Below are 21,008 nucleotides of genomic sequence, written 5' to 3'. Positions count from 1 at the left end.
ATCGTTATTTTTATTATACCGCTTCATTGATACTTTTTCCGTAAATGTAAGTAAGTACCAACCAATGACTACGGATGAATAGGATTAGAAAAATTGTAATTAAAATAAGATTTGCTGCTCTTTTAAGATTTTTTCAAGCAATTTAGCAAAACGTGGTTCTTTGGGATCAAGTGCTTTAACAATATTAACTTGCTGGGTTTCAGATAAATCTAAAGCTTGCTGGATTTCAAGTGGTTCAAGATTTGCCGAGGTTAGCAGGCGAACTTTAGGATTCAGACGCTGGTTAGGGTGAGTGGCATACACCACCGCTAAAGCGCCAGTATTAAGCTCGACTAAACAGCCAGGTGGATAAACGCCCAAGCTTTGAATAAATTTCTCTACTAACCGATTATCAAAGTTTTCAAAGCGCCAACGGTAAAGCTGGCTTAATGCCTTAGCAGGCGATAAGGCTTGGCGGTCATTACGATGACGCGTTAAAGCTTCATAAACCGAGGTAATGGCAACTATTCTCGCTAAAAAACTAATTTCTTTGCCTTTAAGCTGATTGGGATAGCCGCTGCCGTTAATTCTTTCTTGGTGGTGCAAAACAATGTCAAGTGTTGCGGCTTCAAACCCTTGTTGTTCTAATAAAAACTGATAGCCTTTGTCTGGGTATTGGCGTACTAACACTAATTCTTCAGCCGAAAGTGGTGCGGTTTTACTAAGAATTTCGTTAGGTACTTTTAATAAGCCAATCGGGTGTAAAAGTGCGCCCATACCTAAAGGTATTAGATCGGTTTGTTTTAATGCAAGGTGTTTGGCAAACGCAAGGCTTAACACTGCAACAGTAACCGCTTTGGTTACTAAATCATCTTGGTGTTCACGCAGCATGGCAAGGTAAACCATGCTTTTATTATCGTGCAGCACCGCCGCCATTAACTCGTTTAGCACCTGGCGTATGCGTTTGTGCGCTAACACTTTACCCATACGCAAGTCAGCAAATACAGTTTCCATTTGAATGCGAATATTTAAATAGAGTTTACGAGTATCTTTATGGTTGGCATCTATATAAACGTAACGGCAATCTGGCGCTAAAACCTGTAATTGTTGAAGGCTAGCAAAATAAAAGCCACGTGTTTCAAAGGGTTGCTCAGTCGTATCGCTGTCCAAACGGCAAATCCACATACGCTCAGTTAGATCATGGATAGCAATTTTTTGATAATTGGGCTTTTGATCCATCTAGTTCTACACACTCAGTTCAAGGCTAACAACTATTCTCATAAAAACTGTTCTCATAAATGTTCACACATAGCTTAACATATTGCTACAAATGACCGAGGGATAATGTGCCACTAAGCCGTTTTTTGCATACGCCTGCTTGATACATTTAAGATACAATTAAATACACATTTTGTTCATCTTGGAGTTACCTAATGATTCGCAAAGCAGTATTACCTGTCGCTGGCTTAGGTACACGTTTTTTACCTGCAAGCAAAGCAATTCCTAAAGAAATGCTGACACTCGTAGATAAGCCGGTTATTCAGCACGTTGTTGAAGAAGCCATTGCTGCAGGTATTACTGAAATCATATTGGTAACGCATGGTGCTAAAAAAGCCATTGAAGACCACTTTGATGTACATTATGAATTAGAAAATGAACTTGAACTGCGCGGTAAAACGGCATTATTAAAACAACTGCGTAGCATTTTACCTGAAGGTATTCGGGTCATTAGCATTCGTCAAGGCCGTGCTTTAGGGTTAGGTCATGCCATTTTATGTGCGCGTGAGGTTATTGGTAACGAGCCTTTTGCGGTACTCTTACCTGATGTTTTAGTTGATAACTTTGGCTTAATAAATAGCTTGGGACAGCCAAAAACTGACCTAGCCTGTATGAGTCAGCGCTTTACAAAAACAGGTTTAACACAAATTTTAGTCGATGCGGTGCCACAAGAAAACGTTGACCAATACGGTATTGTGGTATTAAAAGAAGCCAATGATAAAAAAGCCACAAACTTAGCCGCAGGGGAAAGTAAGCCAATTAAAGCCATGATTGAAAAGCCAACCATTGACCAAGCGCCGTCTAATTTAGCCATTGTTGGGCGCTATGTATTGCCACCGCGTATTTTTGAACTGCTAGCAAAAACCAAAGTAGGTGCTGGCAATGAAATTCAGTTAACCGATGCATTAGATACGCTACTACAAGAAAGTGGTGCTGAAGCCTACCGTATGCAAGGTCAAACTTATGACTGTGGTAGCAAGCTAGGTTATTTACACGCAACGCTGATTCATGCACTACGCCACCCAGAAGTTAAAGAGGATTTTCGTGCATTAATTAATAATTTGCCGGAGGCATAAGCGATGCAATTAGTTGTTGCAGGTTCTAGCCTTTGCGCTCAAGTAACCGCCGCTGCGTTGGCGTCCACAGGCAATGAAGTGCTGCTTTACATTGACCAGCCGATGCATTTTCATGCACTACAAAAAGGGCATTCTTTGTGGCGTGAACCCGGTTTAGACGAATTCATTTTAGAACAAATAACCGCTGGGCGATTAAAAATCTCTTTAAACTACGCACCCACAGCCACCACGCAGCGTATTTTTTTAGCAATGGCACCCAATCAGCAAGATGAGGCGGTAATGCTAATTAAAAAGTTAGCAACCTACCCTAAAGCCGATGTATTGCTAATTAACCAAAGCACTTTTCCGGTGGGTACAACCGAATACCTAGAAGCTTTGCTGCGTACTACTAGCCTACAAAAAAATGATGGCTCAACCACTAACCGTGTTGCCGTTAGCCTGCCCGATTTAATGCAAGAAGGTAGTGCCATTGCAGGGTTTACGCGCCCTAATCACTTATTGCTAGGTTGTGCTAATGATTGGGCTGAAGCTGAAGTAAGAGAGATTCTGCGCCCGTTTAACCGCCGCCGCGATAATTTAATGGTAATGACCCCGCGTGAAGCTGAATTCACCAAATTAGCCATTACCGGAATGCTGGCAACGCGACTAAGCTTTATGAACGATATGGCTAACCTTGCTGACTCTTTACAAGTTGACATTGAACGCGTGCGCCAAGGTGTGGGAGCAGACCCGCGCATTGGTGAACAATACCTTTACCCCGGCTGTGGCTTTGGTGGATTAAGTTTTTCACGTGATGTCATGAGCTTGGCACATTCACTAGAATCCAGTGGCGTAGGTTCAGATTTATTAGAAGAAGTTTTAGCCATTAACGAGCGTCAAAAAGAGTTATTATTCCGTAAATTATGGCATTATTTTAATACGAACCTTAAAGGTAGAACTTTTGCAATTTGGGGCGCTGCGTTTAAACCTGGCAGCGATAGAATAGATAACGCGCCAGTGCTGCGCTTATTACAAGCTTTATGGGCGCAGGGTGCTAAAATAAAAATCCATGACCCAAAAGCCTTGCCAGCTTTGCTTGAATGGGCAGGAGAGCGTGAAGATCTAGAACTTTGCGAAACCCCTTACGAGGCTTTAAAAGAAGCCGATGCTTTGTTGTTAGTAACCGAGTGGAAAAACTATTGGACACCTGATTTCGAACAAATTAAAGCTACTTTAAAACAGCCGGTTATTTTAGATGGTCGTAATATTTATGACCCTACATATATTCGCTCATTAGGCTTCACCTACTTTGGGGTAGGACGTTGAGCACTGGCTTACATCATAAAAGTCGAATCAATTTAACTTAAATTGCTCAATATTTTATTAAAATACACTTAATTTATTTTTAAAAACTAATAGAGATTCTATTTATGAACAGTGGCTACCAATTAATGGAGCACCTTGCCCAGATCACTGCTTTTAAAGATACGCGGCTGCTGGAATTAACTTTACTAAAAACGCTACAAACACTTTTTAAGCCAGACAGTCTGTTACTGGTTAAACTGAATATGAATAATCAGCCATTATTTTTGCTGCGTTATGATCCAGATGCTAATTTGCTAAAAAATGATGATCCTACACAGCTGTGTAACAATACTCAGGCGTTAATTATTGATGCGTTAAATAAAAAATACTTAACCGCTGTAACACCCCAAAAAAATGGGTATATATCTATTTTTCCTGTACTGAATTTATTTGATATGAACTGTTGCTTTATTTTAAAAAGCGCTAATGCTTTATCAGCCGATGATATTAATTTAACTGGGGATTTTTTGGCCATCTATCGCAACTTTTGCTTATTAATCGAAGATGTTCAGACCGATCAACTAACGGGGCTTTTAAATCGAAAAACTTTTGAAAAAAACTTTCAGCACATCAACGAAGAACACTCATGCCAATCAAAATCAAATAACCAGCGTGCCACAACGCCAACGGAGTCTAATGGTTATTGGATGGCAGTGATTGACATTGATGACTTTAAGCGAGTTAATGACACTTTTGGTCATGTGTATGGCGATGAAGTCCTTATTTTACTGGCTCGCCTGATGAAATCCTGTTTTCGTACTAACGATCAACTTTATCGGTTTGGTGGAGAAGAGTTTGTTGTTATTACAAAATGTCAAAACTTGGACAATGCTCACTTTGTTTTCGAGCGCTTGCGTCAAACCATAGAAGTGTATAATTTTCCACAAATAGGGCGCGTAACAGTAAGCATTGGGGTTGTACAACTGCAAACAGGAACATTGGCTACTGCTTTATTTGATCAAGCCGATCAAGCGCTTTACCACGTCAAGGAACACGGTAAGAATCAAGTTGAATTTTATCAAGAATTAGTTAACAGTGAGCTAATTAAACCAGTTACAACGCCATCAGGTAAAATTGAGATCTTTTGATAGTGGAAAAGTCACGGTACTATCGCCTGCTAGCCACGGCGTAAATTTGGTCATGGCTTGCAAAAAAAGTGGGTGTTCTAACCAGTTCTCTAGCCACTGCTGCAGGTTTGGGTAGGGTAGATTATAAAAAACACCCTTATCCACAGACGCAAATTGGCGAATAAAAGGCATAATACCAATGTCAGCAACACTCGCCTTACTGCCCAGCAAGAAAGGCTTATTAGCTAGCAACGCTTCTAACGCCTGTAAAAAAACCTCACCGCCTTGGCGATATTCAAGTTGCGTCATTTCAAGGTGGCGATCAGCGTATTTATAACGATCTAACCAAGGCTTGAACGCATTATCATTTTTTTCAATCAAAGCCTTCGCCTGCTGCAACACGCTTGTATCCAGTAAACCTTGCGGATCTTGCTGCTGTAGCGCCCACAACATAATGCCCTGACTTTCTTCAATCACCCGACCATCAATAAGCTGCAAAACAGGCACAGTACCTTTTGGGCTAATCGCCAACATTTGGCTAGGCTTATTTTTAAGGCTTATTTCACGTAATTCTACCTGTAAACCGGCAAATAAAATCCCCAACCGTGCACGCATGGCATAAGGACAGCGCCGAAAAGAGTAGAGGCGATGCAATGAAGCAATCATAGGTTATCCGATTTAAAAAAGGATTAGTCCTAAAGCATAACACCGCCACGCTAATCGAATACTTAGCGTGGCGATTTTTGAGCCGCGTTAATGACTAAACAAGCTTCTTGCGATAATTACTTTTTGAATTTCACTAGTGCCTTCATAAATGCTGGTAACTCTTATATCCCTTGCATAGCGTTCTAATGGGAAGTCTTGCATATAACCATTCGCGCCTAATAATTGCAAAGCATCATAACAGGCTTTATTGCCTTTTTCGGTCGCCATTAGCTTAGCCATTGAAGCTTGTACAGCAAAAGGTTTACCAGCGTCTTTTAATGCTGCGGCTTGCATTATTAATAGACGTGCGGCTTCCATTTCGGTGTAATTTTCAACCAACATCCACTGCAAACCTTGAAATTCGGCCAGCGGTTTACCAAACTGTTTACGCTCTTGTACATAGTCACGCGCATAGTCTAACGCTGCACCAGCCACGCCTAATGCCAAAGAAGCAATGCCAATACGCCCGCCACACAATTCAGTAACGGCAATTTTAAAGCCTTGGTTTTCTTCGCCAATTAAAGCATCTAAAGGAATGCGGCAGTTTTCAAATATCACTTCGTGCGTGCCAGAACCCTTTTGACCCATTTTCTTTTCAGGCTTAGCAACGGTTATACCTGCGGTATCGCCCTTAACCAAGAAACAAGAAATGCCTTTGCCTTTGGGGGCATCGGGATTGGTGACTGCCCAAACAACAAACACACCCGCCAGTGCAGCGGTAGAAATCCACACCTTGCTACCATTTAACACCCAAGCATCGGCTTCTTTTACGGCACGGGTTTTCATAGCGGCTGGGTCTGAACCCGCTTCGGTTTCGGTTAAACAAAAACTGCCTGCTGCAAATTCACCCGAACACAATCTAGGCAAGTAATCATTTTTTTGTGCATCGCTACCAATCGCTTGAATAAGTTCAGCCACCATATTGCTCACTGAAACAGCCACAGCGGTAGAAGCACAAGCACGGGCTAATTCTGTAATAGCTAAAGAAAAAGCAATTGTGCCTGCTTCAGTACCACCGTATTCGCCGGCAATATTTACACCCATAAAACCTTGTTCAGCCAGCTGCTTTAGGTGACTTTTCATTATTTCTGGGTTAGAGGTTAAATCCAGCGCTGCTGCTTGGGGTGCTAACACCCCTTGTGCAAATTGCTTGGCTGCGCCTTGAATCATTACTTGTTCTTCAGTCAGCTCAAAATTCATAACAGTTACCTGTAGGTTTTTAAATGCTTTAAACCCTACGGCTTAAACCATGCGAATAGCGCCATCCATACGGATAACTTCGCCATTCAAATAAGTGTTTTCAATAATGTGAGCAACCAAAGAAGCAAATTCTTCTGGCTTACCTAAACGTTTAGGAAAAGGCACACCGGCTTCAAGTTGTTGACGCGCTTCTTCTGGAATGCCTTGCATCATTGGTGTACCGCACACACCGGGGGCAATGGTCATTACACGAATACCATGCCGCGCTAATTCACGGGCTAAAGGCAAGGCCAAACTCACCACACCAGCTTTGGAAGAAGCATAACTGGCTTGTCCAACCTGACCATCAAACGCTGCAATGGAAGCAGTGTTAATAATCACGCCACGCTCGCCATCGGCTTGCGCTGGCAGTTTAGCCATAGCAGAAGCCGCTAAACGTGCCACGTTAAAACTACCAATCAAGTTAATGTTTACGCCACGCGCAAACGCATCTAAATCGGCAGGGTTTAAATCACGGTCTAATAATTTTTGTACAACAACAATGCCAGCACAGTTAACAACGCCAGACAAACCGCCAAACTTGCTAACCGCTAGGTCAACAGCCGCTTGCACTTCTTTTGCAGAAGTCACATCGCAACGGCTAAAAGCAGCTTTGTCTGCGCCTAGTTTAGCCACCAATGTAGCGCCAGCATCAGCATTTAAGTCAGCCAAAACAACGTGTGCGCCACGCTCTACCAAATACTCAGCCGTTGAAGCACCCAAACCTGATGCACCACCAGTAATTAAAAAAGTTTGCTGTTTAATTTTCATTCTGGAATCTCTCTATTTTTACTTAGCTAGTAACTAACAAACCGCTCACTTAATCTGTTTTTTTAGTTAAGTGGCGGTCTGTTTTAGTTTAAAAACAATTTAGGATTTAGCTTCTTCTTCGGCTTGTTTACGCAGCATAAAGCGCTGAATTTTACCGCTGGGCGTTTTAGGTAGCGCATCAACAAATTCAATTTCACGCGGGTAAGCGTGCGCCGACATACGCTCACGTACCAAACCTTGAATATCTTTTACTAACTGGTCGCTGGCTTCGTAACCATCACGTAACACCACAAAGGCTTTAATAATGTAGCCACGCAGTTCGTCTGGTTTACCGACCGCAGCAGATTCCGCCACCGCGGGGTGTTCCAACACAGTGTTTTCAACATCGGTTGGCCCAACGCGATAACCAGCAGTGCTGATAATGTCGTCGTCACGGCCATCAAACCAATAAGTACCATCGGCGTGTTGAACAACCATATCGCCAGTTAGATAGTACTTACCTTGGTAGGGCTTCTTTTCTTGCCAAGTGTAGCCAGCAAAGAAAAATGTGGGCGATGCTTCCATATCAATGGCTAGCTGACCGGCTTGGCCTTTTTCTACTTCATTGTATTCCGCATCTAAAATAGCAAGGGTATAACCTGGCATGGGAAGACCCATAGAACCTACTGGCGTTTTATGCTCTAACGTATGGTGACAGCAGCAGGTCATGCCCGTTTCAGTTTGACCATAGTGATCCATAACACGGCAACCGAGGTTTTCAGTAACCCAGTTTACAACTTCAGTATTTAATGGCTCACCGGCGGAACTGGCAACGCGTAAAAACAACTCGCCAGATTTACCTTCTAGTTCGCCGCTAGACTTCAACATACGATAAGCGGTAGGTGCAGAAGCTAGGTTAGTAATTTTATGTCGCTTCAAAAATTCTAGGGTATTTTCTGCGGTGAAGTTGGCTTCGTTAAAGTGGGTAGTGCAACCCAACAATAAAGGCGCAGTAATGGCGTAATAAAGACCATAAGCCCAACCTGGGTCAGCCATATTCCAAAACTTATCATCTTCGTTTAGGCCAACCGCATAACGCATATAAATGTAAAAACCCGGTAGCGCACGTAAAGGCACAGCAACGCCTTTAGATTTACCCACGGTACCTGAAGTAAACATTTGCAAAAATGGCTGGTCAGCCTCCAGTGTTTCGGCTTGGCATTCGCTGCTTTGGCCTTCTAAGCTGCTGGCATAATGCAAATCGCCCCACTGCTTAGCCGCTGTTTCAGAACCTAGCATCATCATTTTAGGTAGGTTTTTAACTGGCTCAAACTTGGCGCGGTTTTCTTCATCGGTAACAACTAGCACGGTTTTAGCTTGGCTTAAACGGTATTCAATAGCTTCGTAACCAAAAGCAGTAAAAAGCGGCTGATAAACAGCACCTAAGCGCCAGGTAGCCAAAATCAATGCTAGAAGCTCTGGGTTACGTGGCAGCATGGCCGCAACACGGTCACCGGCTTTAACACCTTGGCTTTTTAACAAGTTAGCCATTTTGCCGCTTAGTTCGTGCATTTGTGCAAAAGTAAAAGTAGAAACCTTACCGGTAGAATCTTCATGTACCAGCGCTGCCTTGTTAGCTTTATCGCCCAAAGCATGACGACCACAGCATTCAGTGTAAGCATTAAAACCTTCTGCTAGGCTACCTTGTAGCTGTGCCTCTACATCACTCATTTGAAAAGATTTTATAAACGCAGCGTAATCTTGCACATTGGTCTGTATTGAATGGGTCATAGTGTTGCCTCCGGTTATTCTGTTTATTGTTATCGTATAACTTTTACGTCAACGTCAACTTCACAACTTAAATAAAGGCGACTCAAGTCACCTGTAAATTTGTAATCTAAATAAACGAGCAAGCGCTCGGTTTTTTAATTAGCCTAAATCAGCCCTTCTATTTGGGCAAGCACTTTTATTAATTTTTTTCTCGTAACACCATAGCAACTAACACTTCAGCCAAAGTATCTGGGTTTAACTGCCCCTCAGGTTTATACCACTGCACTGTCCAGTTTAAAGCACCTAAGGCTAAATGCCGATGCAAGCTTTGATCGCCTTGTAATAAACCCGCTTCACTGCATTCGTTAATAACAGTACACCAATTTGCCTCATAAGCATCGCGCAACTTAACCAATAAATTACGTGATTCTTGCGTAAGGCTACGCCACTCATAAATAGCCACAACGTGGGCATCACGGTCTTCAAGCAAAGTAGACAGGTGCGCTCTAGCTAGCACATAAAGGCGCTTTTTGGGTGTTTGTGTAATGGCAAGCGCTTGTTGAGCAATTTCTATCGCGTGCAACATACCCGATTCAATCACCGCATAAAGAATTTCTTGCTTATCATTAAAATGATGAAACAAGCTGCCAGACTTAATGCCCATCGCATCGGCAAGCATTCTTACTGTGGTCGTTTCATAGCCTTGATTACAAAATAGCCGTGCAGCAATGGCTACTAGCTCCTTGCGTCTTTTAGAATTCTTGTTTAACTTCATATAGGTTAACTAGCGCTTGCTCGGTTTTGTGACTTGTGAGTCGCAAATTACCCCTAGCCAAGCGCGAGGTCAAGTAGCAAGCTAGAAATAATTAGCGGCAACTAATGCAGCACTGTAATAATTAACTAACCATAAACCAACAACACATTAATTAAGAGGTTTTTATGCAAGATTCAATCGTTATCGTTTCCGGCGCTCGTACACCTATGGGCGGTATGATGGGCAGCCTTTCAACCTTAACAGCACCTGAATTAGGCGGTGTTGCCATTGCTGAAGCGATTAACCGTGCCGGCATCCAACCGGCTGACGTACAAGAAGTCATTATGGGTTGTGTACTGCCTGCTGGCGTTAAACAAGGCCCAGCGCGTCAAGCCATGATGAATGCTGGTATTCCTGTTGAAACCGGTGCAACGACCATTAACAAATTGTGTGGTTCTGGCATGAAAGCGGTCATGTTAGCGCATGACTTAATTAAAGCAGGCACTAACGACATTATGGTCGCAGGCGGCATGGAAAGTATGTCCAACGCACCGCACGTTTTAACCAAAGCACGTACTGGCTACCGTTTAGGGCATGGCGAAATTAAAGACCATATGTTCTTAGATGGTTTAGAAGATGCGCGTACCGGCAAGCTAATGGGTGTATTTGCCCAAGACGTTGCTGATGAATATGGCTACACGCGTGAAGCGATGGATAACTTTGCGATTAGCTCATTAAACCGTGCCATGAAAGCCATAGATGATGGCAAACTAAAAGCAGAAACAGCGCCTGTTACCGTTACCACTCGCAAAGGTGAAGTGGTTGTTACTGATGATGAGCAACCGCATCAAGCTAATATTTCTAAAATTTCGGGTTTACGCCCAGCCTTTAAAAAAGACGGCACAGTCACCGCCGCTAACGCTAGCTCTATTTCTGATGGCGGTTCTGCACTGGTGATTATGCGTGAATCCGAAGCCAAAAAACGTGGTCTAACGCCGATGGCTCGCATTGTTGCTCATGCCACTAACTCACGCATTCCTGCTGAATTTACCCTAGCGCCGATTGGCTCTATCGAAAAAGTTTTAGCCAAGGCGAATTGGAAAATTGATGACGTTGATTTATTTGAAATTAATGAAGCTTTTGCCGTCGTTACTATGCTAGCGATGGATGGCTTAAAAATTCCTCACGAAAAAATCAATATCTATGGCGGCGCTTGTGCTCAAGGCCATCCGATTGGTTCAACCGGTTCACGCATTCTTGTTACGCTTATGTATGCACTAGCCCAAGAAGGTAAAAAACGTGGCATTGCAAGCCTTTGCATTGGTGGCGGTGAAGCAACTGCCGTGGCCATTGAACTGATTTAATTTTCATTTAGGTCAAGGCTAAAGAAACAGAAGCTGAAGCTAATCCCTTCAGCTTCTTCGCTTTCATAATAGGCGTAATACAGCTAAGATAAAAAGATTTTCAGTTTATCCATCAATAACAACCCAATCAATAATGGAATGCACTGATGCCAAAGCAAAATATATTTTTGCCCTTACTGCGATCTTTTACGTTTCTTTCAGCCACGTTACTAAGCGCTACTTGTTTTGCACAGCAATCAACCATTAAAGAATCCACAGTTGAAGAATACGACCCCCAATTTCGTGCCATTTTTACTCAGCATTACGAACAGCTGCGCGGTGGCGAGTTAACTGACTTAACCGATACGCTAAGTCAGTTAAAAAACTACCCATTAGCGCCTTATTTAAACTACCAACTGCTGCGTAACCAATTGGCTTATGGCATAGCTGACCCCAGTAATATAAAATACTTTTTAGCTAATAATTCAAATACTTACCTGAAAAAAAATTTACAAGCCGAATGGCTAGCACAGTTAGGCAAGGCTAAGAACTGGAATGATTTTTTAATTGAAACCACCACCAATCCCTATCCACTCAATGCACAGTTAGCTTGTTTTCAAATCACCGCTGAAGCTGAAATTACGGGTAAAAATGTAGCTTGGCAAAAAAAAGCCACCCAGTATTGGCACAGTAACCAGCCTTTACCCGAAAACTGCACTGGATTAACCAAGCAACTGCAACCGTTAAATTTATTAAGCAATAAAGATTATCAACAAACCGCCTTAAAACTTATGCGCCAAGGCAATGCTACTAGCGCTAAACTGCTGCAACCTTACTTGGCAAAAAAAGATCAGCAATGGCTAAATTTCTGGTTAACCAGTCGCACTAACCCCGCCAAAAACTTGCAAGCTTTAGTCGATAAACGCCAAACATTAAAAACTAGCTTTGCCATTAAAGATGAAGTTTTGATCCAACTGCTGCAACAACAAGCGCGTAGTCAACCCAGCCAAACCCTAGCATTAGCTAAACAATTGCATAAAAAGCGCCACATTAGCCAAAAAGCTTTTTGGCAGATAGAAGAATACCTTGCCATTCGCACGGCTTGGCAGGGCGATCATGCGGCAACGCTGCAAGCCTTTGCGCCTTTACCCACAAAAGCTTTAAGTCCTTTAGGGCATGAATGGTATGCACGCACCCTGTTGCGCCTTGCTGATTGGTCGCAACTGGCTAAGGCACTGGAACACTTTCCCAAAACGTTGTTGGCTAAAAGTGAATGGCGTTATTGGCAAGCTTATGCGTTGCAGCAAACCAACCAGCCCGCTGCCGCTAATGCCTTATTAAAACCTTTGGCAAAAGAACGCCATTATTATGGTTTTTTAGCTGCTAAAGCATTGGGGCAAGCGCTGCAAATGAATGCGCTTACAACGCCCATCAACCCCAGCCTTGTAAAAGAGTTAAGTCTAAAAACGGGCATTAAACGTGCAGCCGAGCTTTATGTGCTAGGCTTTACCGAAGAAGCCAGCCATGAATGGTTTCAGGCATTAAACCAAGCCAACAGCGCTGATTGGTTACAAGCCGCTTGGCTAGCCAATCAATGGAACTGGCATAATTTAAGTGTAGATGCCACACACAAGGCTGGTGTTAATGATGCACTAGCGTTACGCTTCCCGATTGCTCATTTAGAGACCTTAGTGCCACTAGCAGCACAAACCAACCTTGATTTACCGCTAGTCTTAGCGCTTATTCGTAAAGAAAGTTTATTTAACCCAACGGCACGTTCTAGGGTGGGCGCACTGGGTTTAATGCAAGTTATGCCGGCTACAGGTAAACAAGTTTCTAAAAGTTTACAACTAAAAATTCAGCCAGAAACTGATTTACTAAAACCTGAATATAATTTACCCATCGGCATACATTACCTAGCAGAACTTATGCAACGCTACGATAATAGCCCCGTTTTAGCAGCCGCTGCTTATAATGCAGGGCCAACTCGCACCAGTCTTTGGCAAGCCAATTTAGGCAAAAAAATCGACCCCCTTTGGGTAGAGCGCATTACCTACGGCGAAACACGCGACTACGTTAAAAGCCTGTTAGCGTTTCGTGAAGTTTATGCTTGGCGATTGGCTCAACTCGATGCACCCAAGCAACCACAATTAGCTGATCGAAAATCGGACTTCAATTAATAATCATGTTTCCTAATATCCGCATTGTCTTGGTAGAAACCTACCACCCAGGTAATATTGGTTCAGCAGCTCGCGCCATGAAAACCATGGGCTTAACGCAGTTGTACCTTGTTAACCCAGCCAGCTTTCCACACGCTGAAGCAACGCAGCTAGCCGCCGGTGCTGAAGATGTTTTGAATCAAGCAATAATCTGCGATAGCCTAGCAGCAGCGGTAAAAGATTGTTCGCTGGTGATAGGTGCCAGCGCCCGTTTACGGCATTTAGCATTAACTAACTTCACCCCACGCCAAGCCGCAGAAGCCTTACAAACCGAAAGCCAACCGATCAATAATCAGCAGCGGGACGTGGCGTTAGTATTTGGACGCGAACGCAGCGGTTTACACAACCATGAACTGGCTTTTTGCACCCACCAAGTCAGCATTGATGGCAACCCAGATTACAGCATTTTAAACATGGCTCAGGCAGTACAAATTCTGTGTTATGAAATTTTTAATGCTAAACCTATGGTGCCTAGCAAAAAAGCTTTAGCTGCTGAACAATTACCCAGCCTAGAAGCCATTCAAGGCTTTGAAGACCACCTAGAAAAAGCACTGGCTGCTAGCGGCTTTCTTAATGGCGCTTCCGACCGTGCCTTAAAAGAGCTACAAACCTTTTTTCGCCGTGCCAGACCCAACCAGCATGAACTGGGCATATTACGCAGCCTAATTAGTCGCCTAGAAAAACAAGGCAGCTTTTATTACCAACATCCCTCAAATAAACAGCAAAAAGATAGCCACTAATGACGCTTAATGATTGGTTGACGGTAGCGGCTTTTTGTTTGTTAGGTGCAATTTCCCCTGGCCCCAGTTTGGTGGTTATTTTGCGCCATACCATGACGGGTTCAAGGCGCAATGGCATGGCTGCTGCGGTGGCGCATGGTGCAGGCGTAGGCATTTATGCTTTTGCGGTGGCTATGGGGCTGGGGCATTTAATTGCTCAGTATCCAGAAGCTTACCAAGCCATGACCTACCTAGGTGCTGCTTATTTAGCTTGGCTGGGCATACAAATGTTACGCAGCAGTGCAAGTCATAAAGGTGATGAAAAAAACCAAGTCATTCCTTCGGCCAAAGTCGCCCTGCGTGATGGTTTTTTGATTGTTTTTTCTAACCCGCAACTGATTATTATGCTGGCGGCGCTTTTTTCACAGTTTATTCAGCCCGGGCAAAGCTATGCCATTGGCTTATTGCTGGCGGCAACGGCTTGGATAATCGACACCCTTTGGTACCTGCTGGTTGCTTTTGGATTATCGCATTCCAAAGTTTTACCTTGGTTAAAAGCACAGCTGGTATGGATAAACCGCATCAGTGCGGCCATTTTGTTTTTATTGGTTATTCGGGTCATCACGCTTTAACTAAACTTGCTAGTTAGACTTGGGTTAATCATAATTAAATATCATTACAAATCCTCACCATGATAAATAATTATTATCTTTAGCCAAGGCAGGACTTATGGCTGATGAAAAAGACCCCATGAAACCCGATGGGGAAGTGAATCCAATTGATACCGATTATCAAATTGGACAAGACAATATAGCCATGAAAATTGGCCCGTTTGGGCTAGATATTCATAACCGAGTGTTTTTAATTTCTGGCTTAACCATTATTGCTTTTGTGTTATTAACACTTATTTTCCAAACGCAAGTAGAACCTCTGTTTAGCGGCCTGCGTAACTGGCTAACCTCAAGCCTAGATTGGTTTTTTATTAGCGCCGCTAATATCTTTGTACTTTTGTGCATCTTCTTAATCTTCTCTCCTTTGGGCAGAGTTCGCTTAGGCGGCACCGAAGCCAAACCCGACTTTACCTACCTTGGTTGGTTTTCCATGCTCTTTGCGGCGGGTATGGGTATTGGCCTAATGTACTTTGGGGTTTCAGAACCTCTTACCCACTTCAGCACTTCGTTAGCCGGAACCAGCCTTGAAGATGGCCTGCGCACCGACTGGGCACCTTTAGCGGGTGCAATGGGTGATGTTGAAGAAGCACGTCGCTTGGGTATGGCAGCAACCATTTTCCACTGGGGCCTTCACCCTTGGGCAATTTATGCCATTTTAGCTTTAGGCTTGGCAGTTTTTTCGTTTAATAAAGGCTTACCGCTGACCATTCGTTCTATTTTTTACCCTTTATTGGGTGAGCGTGTTTGGGGCTGGCCGGGGCATTTTATTGATATTCTTGCTATTTTAGCCACTCTATTTGGTTTGGCGACTTCGTTAGGTTTTGGTGCATCACAAGCCGCTGCGGGGCTTAACTATTTATTTGGCATTCCTGAAGGTAACACCACCGAAATTTTACTTGTTATTGGCATCACGGCTATCGCCTTGGTTTCAGTATTGGCAGGCTTAGAAGCGGGTGTAAAACGTTTATCTGAAATTAATATGCTGCTGGCTGTTATTTTACTGTTATTTGTAATTATTGTTGGCCCAACGTTAGCGCTGATGACAGGTTTCTTTTCTAATTTAGTGGCCTACATTGAATACCTACCGCAATTAGCTAACCCTGTTGGCCGTGAAGATACTAACTTTATGCAAGGCTGGACTGCGTTTTATTGGGCTTGGTGGATTTCCTGGTCACCTTTTGTAGGAATGTTTATTGCGCGTGTTTCGCGTGGCCGCACCGTGCGTGAGTTTTTAATTTCAGTGTTATTAATTCCTTCTACTGCCTGTATTTTATGGATGAGCGTGTTTGGTGGCACAGGTATTAGCCAATACTTAGCCGGTTTTACTGAAATCGCTAGCCTTGATTTACCGCTGCAGCTCTTTGGCATGTTAGACAGCCTACCCTTGGCACAAGTCACTTCCTTTATTGCCATTATTTTAGTGGTTATTTTCTTTGTGACTTCATCCGATTCTGGCTCTTTAGTGGTCGATACCATTGCTGCCGGTGGTAAAATAAACGCACCCACACCACAAAGGGTTTTTTGGTGTGCTTTTGAAGGCTTAATTGCCATTGCGCTTATTTTAGGTGGTGGTTTAGTTGCCTTACAAGCCATGGCAGTTTCAGCGGGTTTTCCCTTCACCTTGGTACTGTTAATGTCGTGCGTGGCCTTGGTTAAAGGCTTAATGACTGAACCTAAAGCAGTGTAATCTAAGTTAAAAGGTGGGTTGTTGTGGAAATAGAGCAAATCGAAGTTCTAGCGTTTTTAAAGCAGCACCCGCCTTTTAATGAGTTGCCAGAAGAAACACTCAGCTGGGTTGCTACTCAGGTTGAAATTAGTTATTTCAAAGCCGGTAGCCCCATTCTAGTTTTTGAACAAGCCATTGATTCACTGCATTTAGTTCGCAGTGGCGCTGTTGAAGTTTTTCGCCGTAATGGCGACCTTTATAACCGCCTCAGTGAAGGCGGCTTATTTGGGCAATTTGGGTTATTGCGCCACGGTAAAGTTCGTTTTCCCGCCCAAGCCTTAGAAGACACATTAGTTTATTTAATTCCTGTTGCCGTGTTTAACCAGCTATTTGAAGAACACGAAACCTTTGCCGATGCGGTAGAAGTTGAAGACCGTACCCGTTTGCGCCAAGCCATTTCTCGCCACGAAGATGCTAACCAGCTATTGTCTGCCCGTGTTGGCACGCTTATTAACCGTGAACTCATTACCCTAGATAAAAATGCTAGCATTCAAGATGCCGCCCTGCACATGACTGAGTTGCGGGTTTCTTGCCTATTAATTACCGAAGCTAACACCCTAAAACCTGCCGGCATTCTTACCGATAAAGATTTACGTATTCGTGTGCTAGCCACAGGTGCCGATGTAAACCTGCCCGTTAGTGAGTTTATGACCACTGAACTGCTAACCATTGAACATAACCAAATGGTGTTTGAAGCCATGCTGATGATGCTACGCTTTAATGTTCACCACCTGCCGGTTATGAAACAAGGTAAGCCGTTTGGCGTAATCGCCGTATCCGATATTATTCGCTATGAATCACAAAACAGCTTATTTGTAGTTGGTAGTATTTTTCGACAAACCAGTCCCGAAGACCTGGCTGCTTTAGTACCCGATGTACGTGCCAGTTTTATTCGTATGGTCAATGAAGATGCAAACTCTCACATGATTGGCAGTGCTATGGCGGTGATAGGCCGCAGCTTTAAACAACACCTGCTTGAACTGGCAGAAGCAGAACTTGGGCCGCCACCCATTCCCTATTGTTTTTTAGCTTTAGGTTCTATGGCAAGGGATGAGCAATCACTGGTTACCGATCAAGATAACGCCCTTATTTTACACGACAGTTTTGAGCCAGCTTTGCACGATGAATACTTTAAAAAGCTGGCGACCATTGTTAGCGATGGTTTAGCAGCTTGCGGTTACACCTATTGCACCGGCGATATTATGGCAACCAATAGCCGTTGGCGGCAGCCTTACAAAGTATGGCAGCAGTATTTTACTGACTGGATAGAAAAGCCCACGCCTGAATCTTTACTGCACAGTTCTATCTTCTTTGACCTAGACGGTGTTTGGGGCAAGGTGGAATGGGCAGACCAGTTAAACGACCGCATTTTAAGACTGACCAAACGCCACCCACGCTTTTTGGCTTGCATGGCACGCAATGCTCTAAACCGCACCCCACCCTTAGGTTTTTTCAAAAACTTTGTAATGGAAACCGACGGCAAACACAATAACTCAATTAATATGAAGCGCCGTGGCACAGCGCCCGTTGCCGACTTAATTCGTGTGCATGCCTTGGCAATTGGCTCTAAAGCTAAAAATTCATTTGATCGCCTAGAAGACATTATTGCCGCTAATATTCTTCCTAAAGGGAGAGGCCAAGATTTACGGGATGCTTTAGAACTTATTTCCATTGTTAGAATTCGTCATCAGGCCAAAGCTGTAGAGCTAGGTGAAGAGCCAGACAATAATGTTGCACCAGAAAACCTGTCAGACTTTGAGCGCAATAACTTAAAAGATGCGTTCCAAATTCTTAGCCATGCGCAAAAGTTTTTAAGGTTTCGCTACCCCATGCACTAGGTTCATTCAGCCGTTCAAGGTAAGCCTATGTTTTATTTAAACCCAAATAAGCAACAAGCAATTGCTACCCAAGATTGGCCGCTTACCTTTGCTCGACTAAAAGAAGAAGCCAAAAACCCGCTACTTAAAGCTTATTATGCAGCGGGGCTAGTCAGTGGCGACACCCCTTTAAGCCAAGTGCCTTTTTTGTCGATTGATATAGAAACCACCGGCCTTTGCCCTAAAAAGAACGGCATACTGAGCATTGGCGCGGTGCCTATGAGTCTTGCCCGCATTCGCTGCAAAGACGCTAAGCATTGGTTTGTAAAACCTCGCACCAAAGTCGATGGCTCTTCCATGGTTATTCATGGCATAACCCATTCACAAATAGCTGCCGCACCCGATTTACAAACCATTATGCAAGAAATGTTAACGCTTTTTGCTGGCAAAATATTGGTTGTGCATTGCCGAAGTATTGAACGAGGTTTTCTAGATGCAGCCTTTAGAACACGGATAAATGAAGGGTTGGAATTCCCAGTAGTGGATACCATGGAATTAGAAGGGCGACTTCACCGTAAAAAACCACTCAGTTGGTGGGATCGTTTGCTAGGCCGCAAGCCAACATCCATTCGCCTAGCAGCCAGCCGAGAACGCTATGGCTTACCGACCTATCATCCCCATGATGCACTGACTGACGCGCTGGCTTCGGCCGAACTTTTACAAGCACAAATAGCACACCACTATTTACCTAACACCCCCTTAAAAGAAGTTTGGAAGTGAGACCAATTTCACTAGCCCTTTTAACGTAACTTTGTCATCATTTGTTAAATTATTATTCACACAATAACCCTAAGGGATTTAGCTGATGCTTATTTCTTTACGCTCTAAACTTCTAGCCATTGTATTGCTCATCAATGCAGTCGCTGTCATCAGCTATACCAGCTACACCTACCAAGCACGCAAAACAGACCTTTATCAGCAAATTGATTCTCAGCTAACCTTTGCTGCCCAAACAGCGGCACACCTTATCAACCAAAGCATTTACGATGATGTGGCCAATAACACCTTTTCCCAAAGCCAATCCAATGCCATTCAGCGCCAAGTGTATGAACTCATTTCTGAAACAGAGCTTGAGTACATTTACACCCTAGTAAAAAAAGACGGCAAAATTCTTTTTGTAATGGACACACCAGACAAGGATGAATACAACCAAAGCAACTTTCCAGAAAAACTGCCCGACTATGAAGAGCCTAGTGAAGGCTTAATCAAAGCATTTAATTCCAAAACCATTGTTTTTGATGAGTATTCCGATGAATGGGGTAATTTTCGTTCGGTCTTTATTCCTTACACTAGCCGCACAGGACAAACTTTTATAGCAGCAGCAGACATAGCAATTAGTCATATTAAATCTGCACTTGTTAACACGCTAATTTTTTCTAGTCTGCTAGGTTTAGTGCAATTTATCTTAGGTTCGCTTATCACTTACTTTTTAGTCAGTAAAGTTATGCAACCCATTTCTAAGGCCCAATTAACCCTGCGTGAAATAGCTACTAGCCGTAATCTTTCTTTACGTGCAAAAGGGGGTAAAGATGAAATTGGCTTGTTATTAAATGACTTTAATCAGCTAATGAATGAGCTGCAAGATGCCATTAAAACCACCACTGAAAATGCCCGAGAAACAGCGACGATTTCTGACCAATTACAAAGCAGTAGTAAAGAAATGCAGCTAAGGGCAATGGGCGTTAGCCAAGCGGTGGATCAAGTTCGCCAACAAGCTGAAATAACTGATCAGTTAATCAATGAGTCTGACCAACAGCTAGATTCCGTTATGAGCACAGTAGCCACTTCTGCGAACCGCTTAAATGTTAGTCAAGATGCCATTTCTAAAACCACCCAAACCCTAGCCCTTATTACTAAAGAGCAAACACGCCTTGCTGAAGATTTAACTCAGTTATCAGAAGATGCCGAAAAGGTGAATGGCGTGCTAGCCGTTATTAGTGGTATTGCTGACCAAACTAACCTGCTGGCACTGAATGCCGCCATTGAAGCAGCACGCGCTGGCGAACATGGTCGGGGTTTTGCGGTGGTTGCCGATGAAGTACGCCAGCTAGCAACACGCACACAAGATAGCTTGAACCAAACCAGCACCATTATTACTAGCATTGTGAGCGCTATCACCAAAACAGCAGAACAAATGCAACACAGTTCTGGGCAGTTTACTCACTTGCTAGACCATTCTAACGAAGCGATGAGCCATATACTTACCAGTACCGAGAGCATGAATAGCACTCAAACAAAAATGCACCAAACTGTAGCCCAACTTAAAGCGGTATTAGAAGGTAACCAAGAAGTTGTTAATCAAATTGAACAAGTAGAAACCCAAACCCAAGATAATAGGCAAAGCACAGAACAAATTTTAGATGCCGCAGGGCGCTTACAAAACTCCGCCGGGCAGCTAACCAACCAACTAGCCAAGTTTAGCGCTTAAAAAAACTAGATAATTATTAAGATGCGACAGCCTGCCACCTTGGTTGCATCTCTCCAATATGAG

17 protein-coding genes are annotated in these 21,008 nt (G+C 43.4%); 11 read left to right on the top strand and 6 right to left on the bottom strand.

Annotation, left to right across the window (positions count from 1 at the left end):
- Positions 1 to 99 precede the first annotated feature (99 nt).
- Positions 100 to 1,218 carry an HD domain-containing phosphohydrolase gene (locus tag VJY63_RS00130; protein WP_324047451.1) on the bottom strand — a complete coding sequence of 373 codons (1,119 nt, stop codon included), beginning with the start codon at positions 1,216 to 1,218 and terminating at the stop codon, positions 100 to 102.
- Positions 1,219 to 1,412: 194 nt separating this feature from the next.
- Here VJY63_RS00130 and galU point away from each other — a divergent pair, with 194 nt between their 5' ends.
- The 3 genes from galU (at position 1,413) to VJY63_RS00115 (ending at position 4,765) form a co-directional block, all read left to right on the top strand.
- Complete coding sequence (gene galU, locus VJY63_RS00125) at positions 1,413 to 2,333, top strand: UTP--glucose-1-phosphate uridylyltransferase GalU (protein ID WP_324047449.1); 921 nt, start codon at positions 1,413 to 1,415, stop codon at positions 2,331 to 2,333.
- A gap of 3 nt (positions 2,334 to 2,336) precedes the next feature.
- Entirely contained in the window at positions 2,337 to 3,638 is a 1,302-nt protein-coding gene (locus VJY63_RS00120; protein ID WP_324047447.1) for a UDP-glucose dehydrogenase family protein, read from the top strand.
- A gap of 104 nt (positions 3,639 to 3,742) precedes the next feature.
- Positions 3,743 to 4,765, top strand: coding sequence for a diguanylate cyclase (locus tag VJY63_RS00115; protein ID WP_324047445.1), 1,023 nt, complete (start codon positions 3,743 to 3,745; stop codon positions 4,763 to 4,765).
- Here the strand turns inward: VJY63_RS00115 and VJY63_RS00110 are convergent.
- From VJY63_RS00110 to VJY63_RS00090, 5 genes are all read right to left on the bottom strand, one after another.
- The gene (locus VJY63_RS00110) at positions 4,742 to 5,410 is read right to left on the bottom strand and encodes a glutathione S-transferase (RefSeq protein ID WP_324047443.1); all 669 of its coding nucleotides are present in this window, start codon (positions 5,408 to 5,410) and stop codon (positions 4,742 to 4,744) included. The two genes, VJY63_RS00115 and VJY63_RS00110, sit on opposite strands and share 24 nt — an antisense overlap.
- Positions 5,411 to 5,497: 87 nt before the next feature.
- The gene (locus VJY63_RS00105; RefSeq protein ID WP_324047441.1) at positions 5,498 to 6,649 is read right to left on the bottom strand and encodes an acyl-CoA dehydrogenase family protein; all 1,152 of its coding nucleotides are present in this window, start codon (positions 6,647 to 6,649) and stop codon (positions 5,498 to 5,500) included.
- Positions 6,650 to 6,691: 42 nt separating this feature from the next.
- A complete protein-coding gene (locus VJY63_RS00100) occupies positions 6,692 to 7,459 on the bottom strand; it encodes an SDR family NAD(P)-dependent oxidoreductase (protein WP_324047439.1) in 768 nt (255 codons plus the stop codon).
- A gap of 99 nt (positions 7,460 to 7,558) precedes the next feature.
- Entirely contained in the window at positions 7,559 to 9,229 is a 1,671-nt protein-coding gene (locus VJY63_RS00095; protein WP_324047437.1) for an AMP-binding protein, read from the bottom strand.
- Positions 9,230 to 9,407: 178 nt separating this feature from the next.
- Positions 9,408 to 9,983: a TetR/AcrR family transcriptional regulator gene (locus tag VJY63_RS00090; RefSeq protein ID WP_324047435.1), complete on the bottom strand. Its 576-nt coding sequence runs from the start codon at positions 9,981 to 9,983 to the stop codon at positions 9,408 to 9,410.
- 164 nt (positions 9,984 to 10,147) lie between these two features.
- Here VJY63_RS00090 and VJY63_RS00085 point away from each other — a divergent pair, with 164 nt between their 5' ends.
- The 8 genes from VJY63_RS00085 to VJY63_RS00050 all read left to right on the top strand — a co-directional run bounded on the left by VJY63_RS00085 (position 10,148) and on the right by VJY63_RS00050 (position 20,945).
- Positions 10,148 to 11,326 carry an acetyl-CoA C-acyltransferase gene (locus tag VJY63_RS00085; RefSeq protein ID WP_324047433.1) on the top strand — a complete coding sequence of 393 codons (1,179 nt, stop codon included), beginning with the start codon at positions 10,148 to 10,150 and terminating at the stop codon, positions 11,324 to 11,326.
- Between the two features lie 146 nt (positions 11,327 to 11,472).
- Complete coding sequence (locus tag VJY63_RS00080; protein WP_324047431.1) at positions 11,473 to 13,485, top strand: lytic transglycosylase domain-containing protein; 2,013 nt, start codon at positions 11,473 to 11,475, stop codon at positions 13,483 to 13,485.
- Positions 13,486 to 13,490: 5 nt separating this feature from the next.
- On the top strand, positions 13,491 to 14,264 hold the full coding sequence (locus VJY63_RS00075; RefSeq protein ID WP_324047429.1) for an RNA methyltransferase: 774 nt from the start codon (positions 13,491 to 13,493) through the stop codon (positions 14,262 to 14,264).
- Positions 14,264 to 14,875, top strand: coding sequence for a LysE family translocator (locus VJY63_RS00070; RefSeq protein WP_324047427.1), 612 nt, complete (start codon positions 14,264 to 14,266; stop codon positions 14,873 to 14,875). The genes VJY63_RS00075 and VJY63_RS00070 overlap by 1 nt, the downstream gene beginning before the upstream one ends.
- 97 nt (positions 14,876 to 14,972) lie before the next feature.
- Positions 14,973 to 16,601, top strand: coding sequence for a BCCT family transporter (locus VJY63_RS00065; RefSeq protein WP_324047425.1), 1,629 nt, complete (start codon positions 14,973 to 14,975; stop codon positions 16,599 to 16,601).
- A 23-nt stretch (positions 16,602 to 16,624) separates the two neighbouring features.
- Positions 16,625 to 18,478 carry a putative nucleotidyltransferase substrate binding domain-containing protein gene (locus VJY63_RS00060; protein ID WP_324047423.1) on the top strand — a complete coding sequence of 618 codons (1,854 nt, stop codon included), beginning with the start codon at positions 16,625 to 16,627 and terminating at the stop codon, positions 18,476 to 18,478.
- 27 nt (positions 18,479 to 18,505) lie between these two features.
- Positions 18,506 to 19,237, top strand: a complete 732-nt coding sequence (locus tag VJY63_RS00055) for a 3'-5' exonuclease (protein ID WP_324047421.1) — start codon at positions 18,506 to 18,508, stop codon at positions 19,235 to 19,237.
- A gap of 85 nt (positions 19,238 to 19,322) precedes the next feature.
- Positions 19,323 to 20,945: a methyl-accepting chemotaxis protein gene (locus VJY63_RS00050; RefSeq protein WP_324047419.1), complete on the top strand. Its 1,623-nt coding sequence runs from the start codon at positions 19,323 to 19,325 to the stop codon at positions 20,943 to 20,945.
- The last annotated feature ends 63 nt before the right edge of the window (positions 20,946 to 21,008 follow it).

It is taken from the genome of Marinospirillum sp., assembly GCF_035271045.1.
GTDB lineage: Bacteria > Pseudomonadota > Gammaproteobacteria > Pseudomonadales > Halomonadaceae > Marinospirillum.
Note: the sequence above shows the minus strand (reverse complement) of the source record. Positions and strands in the feature narration are given on the sequence as shown.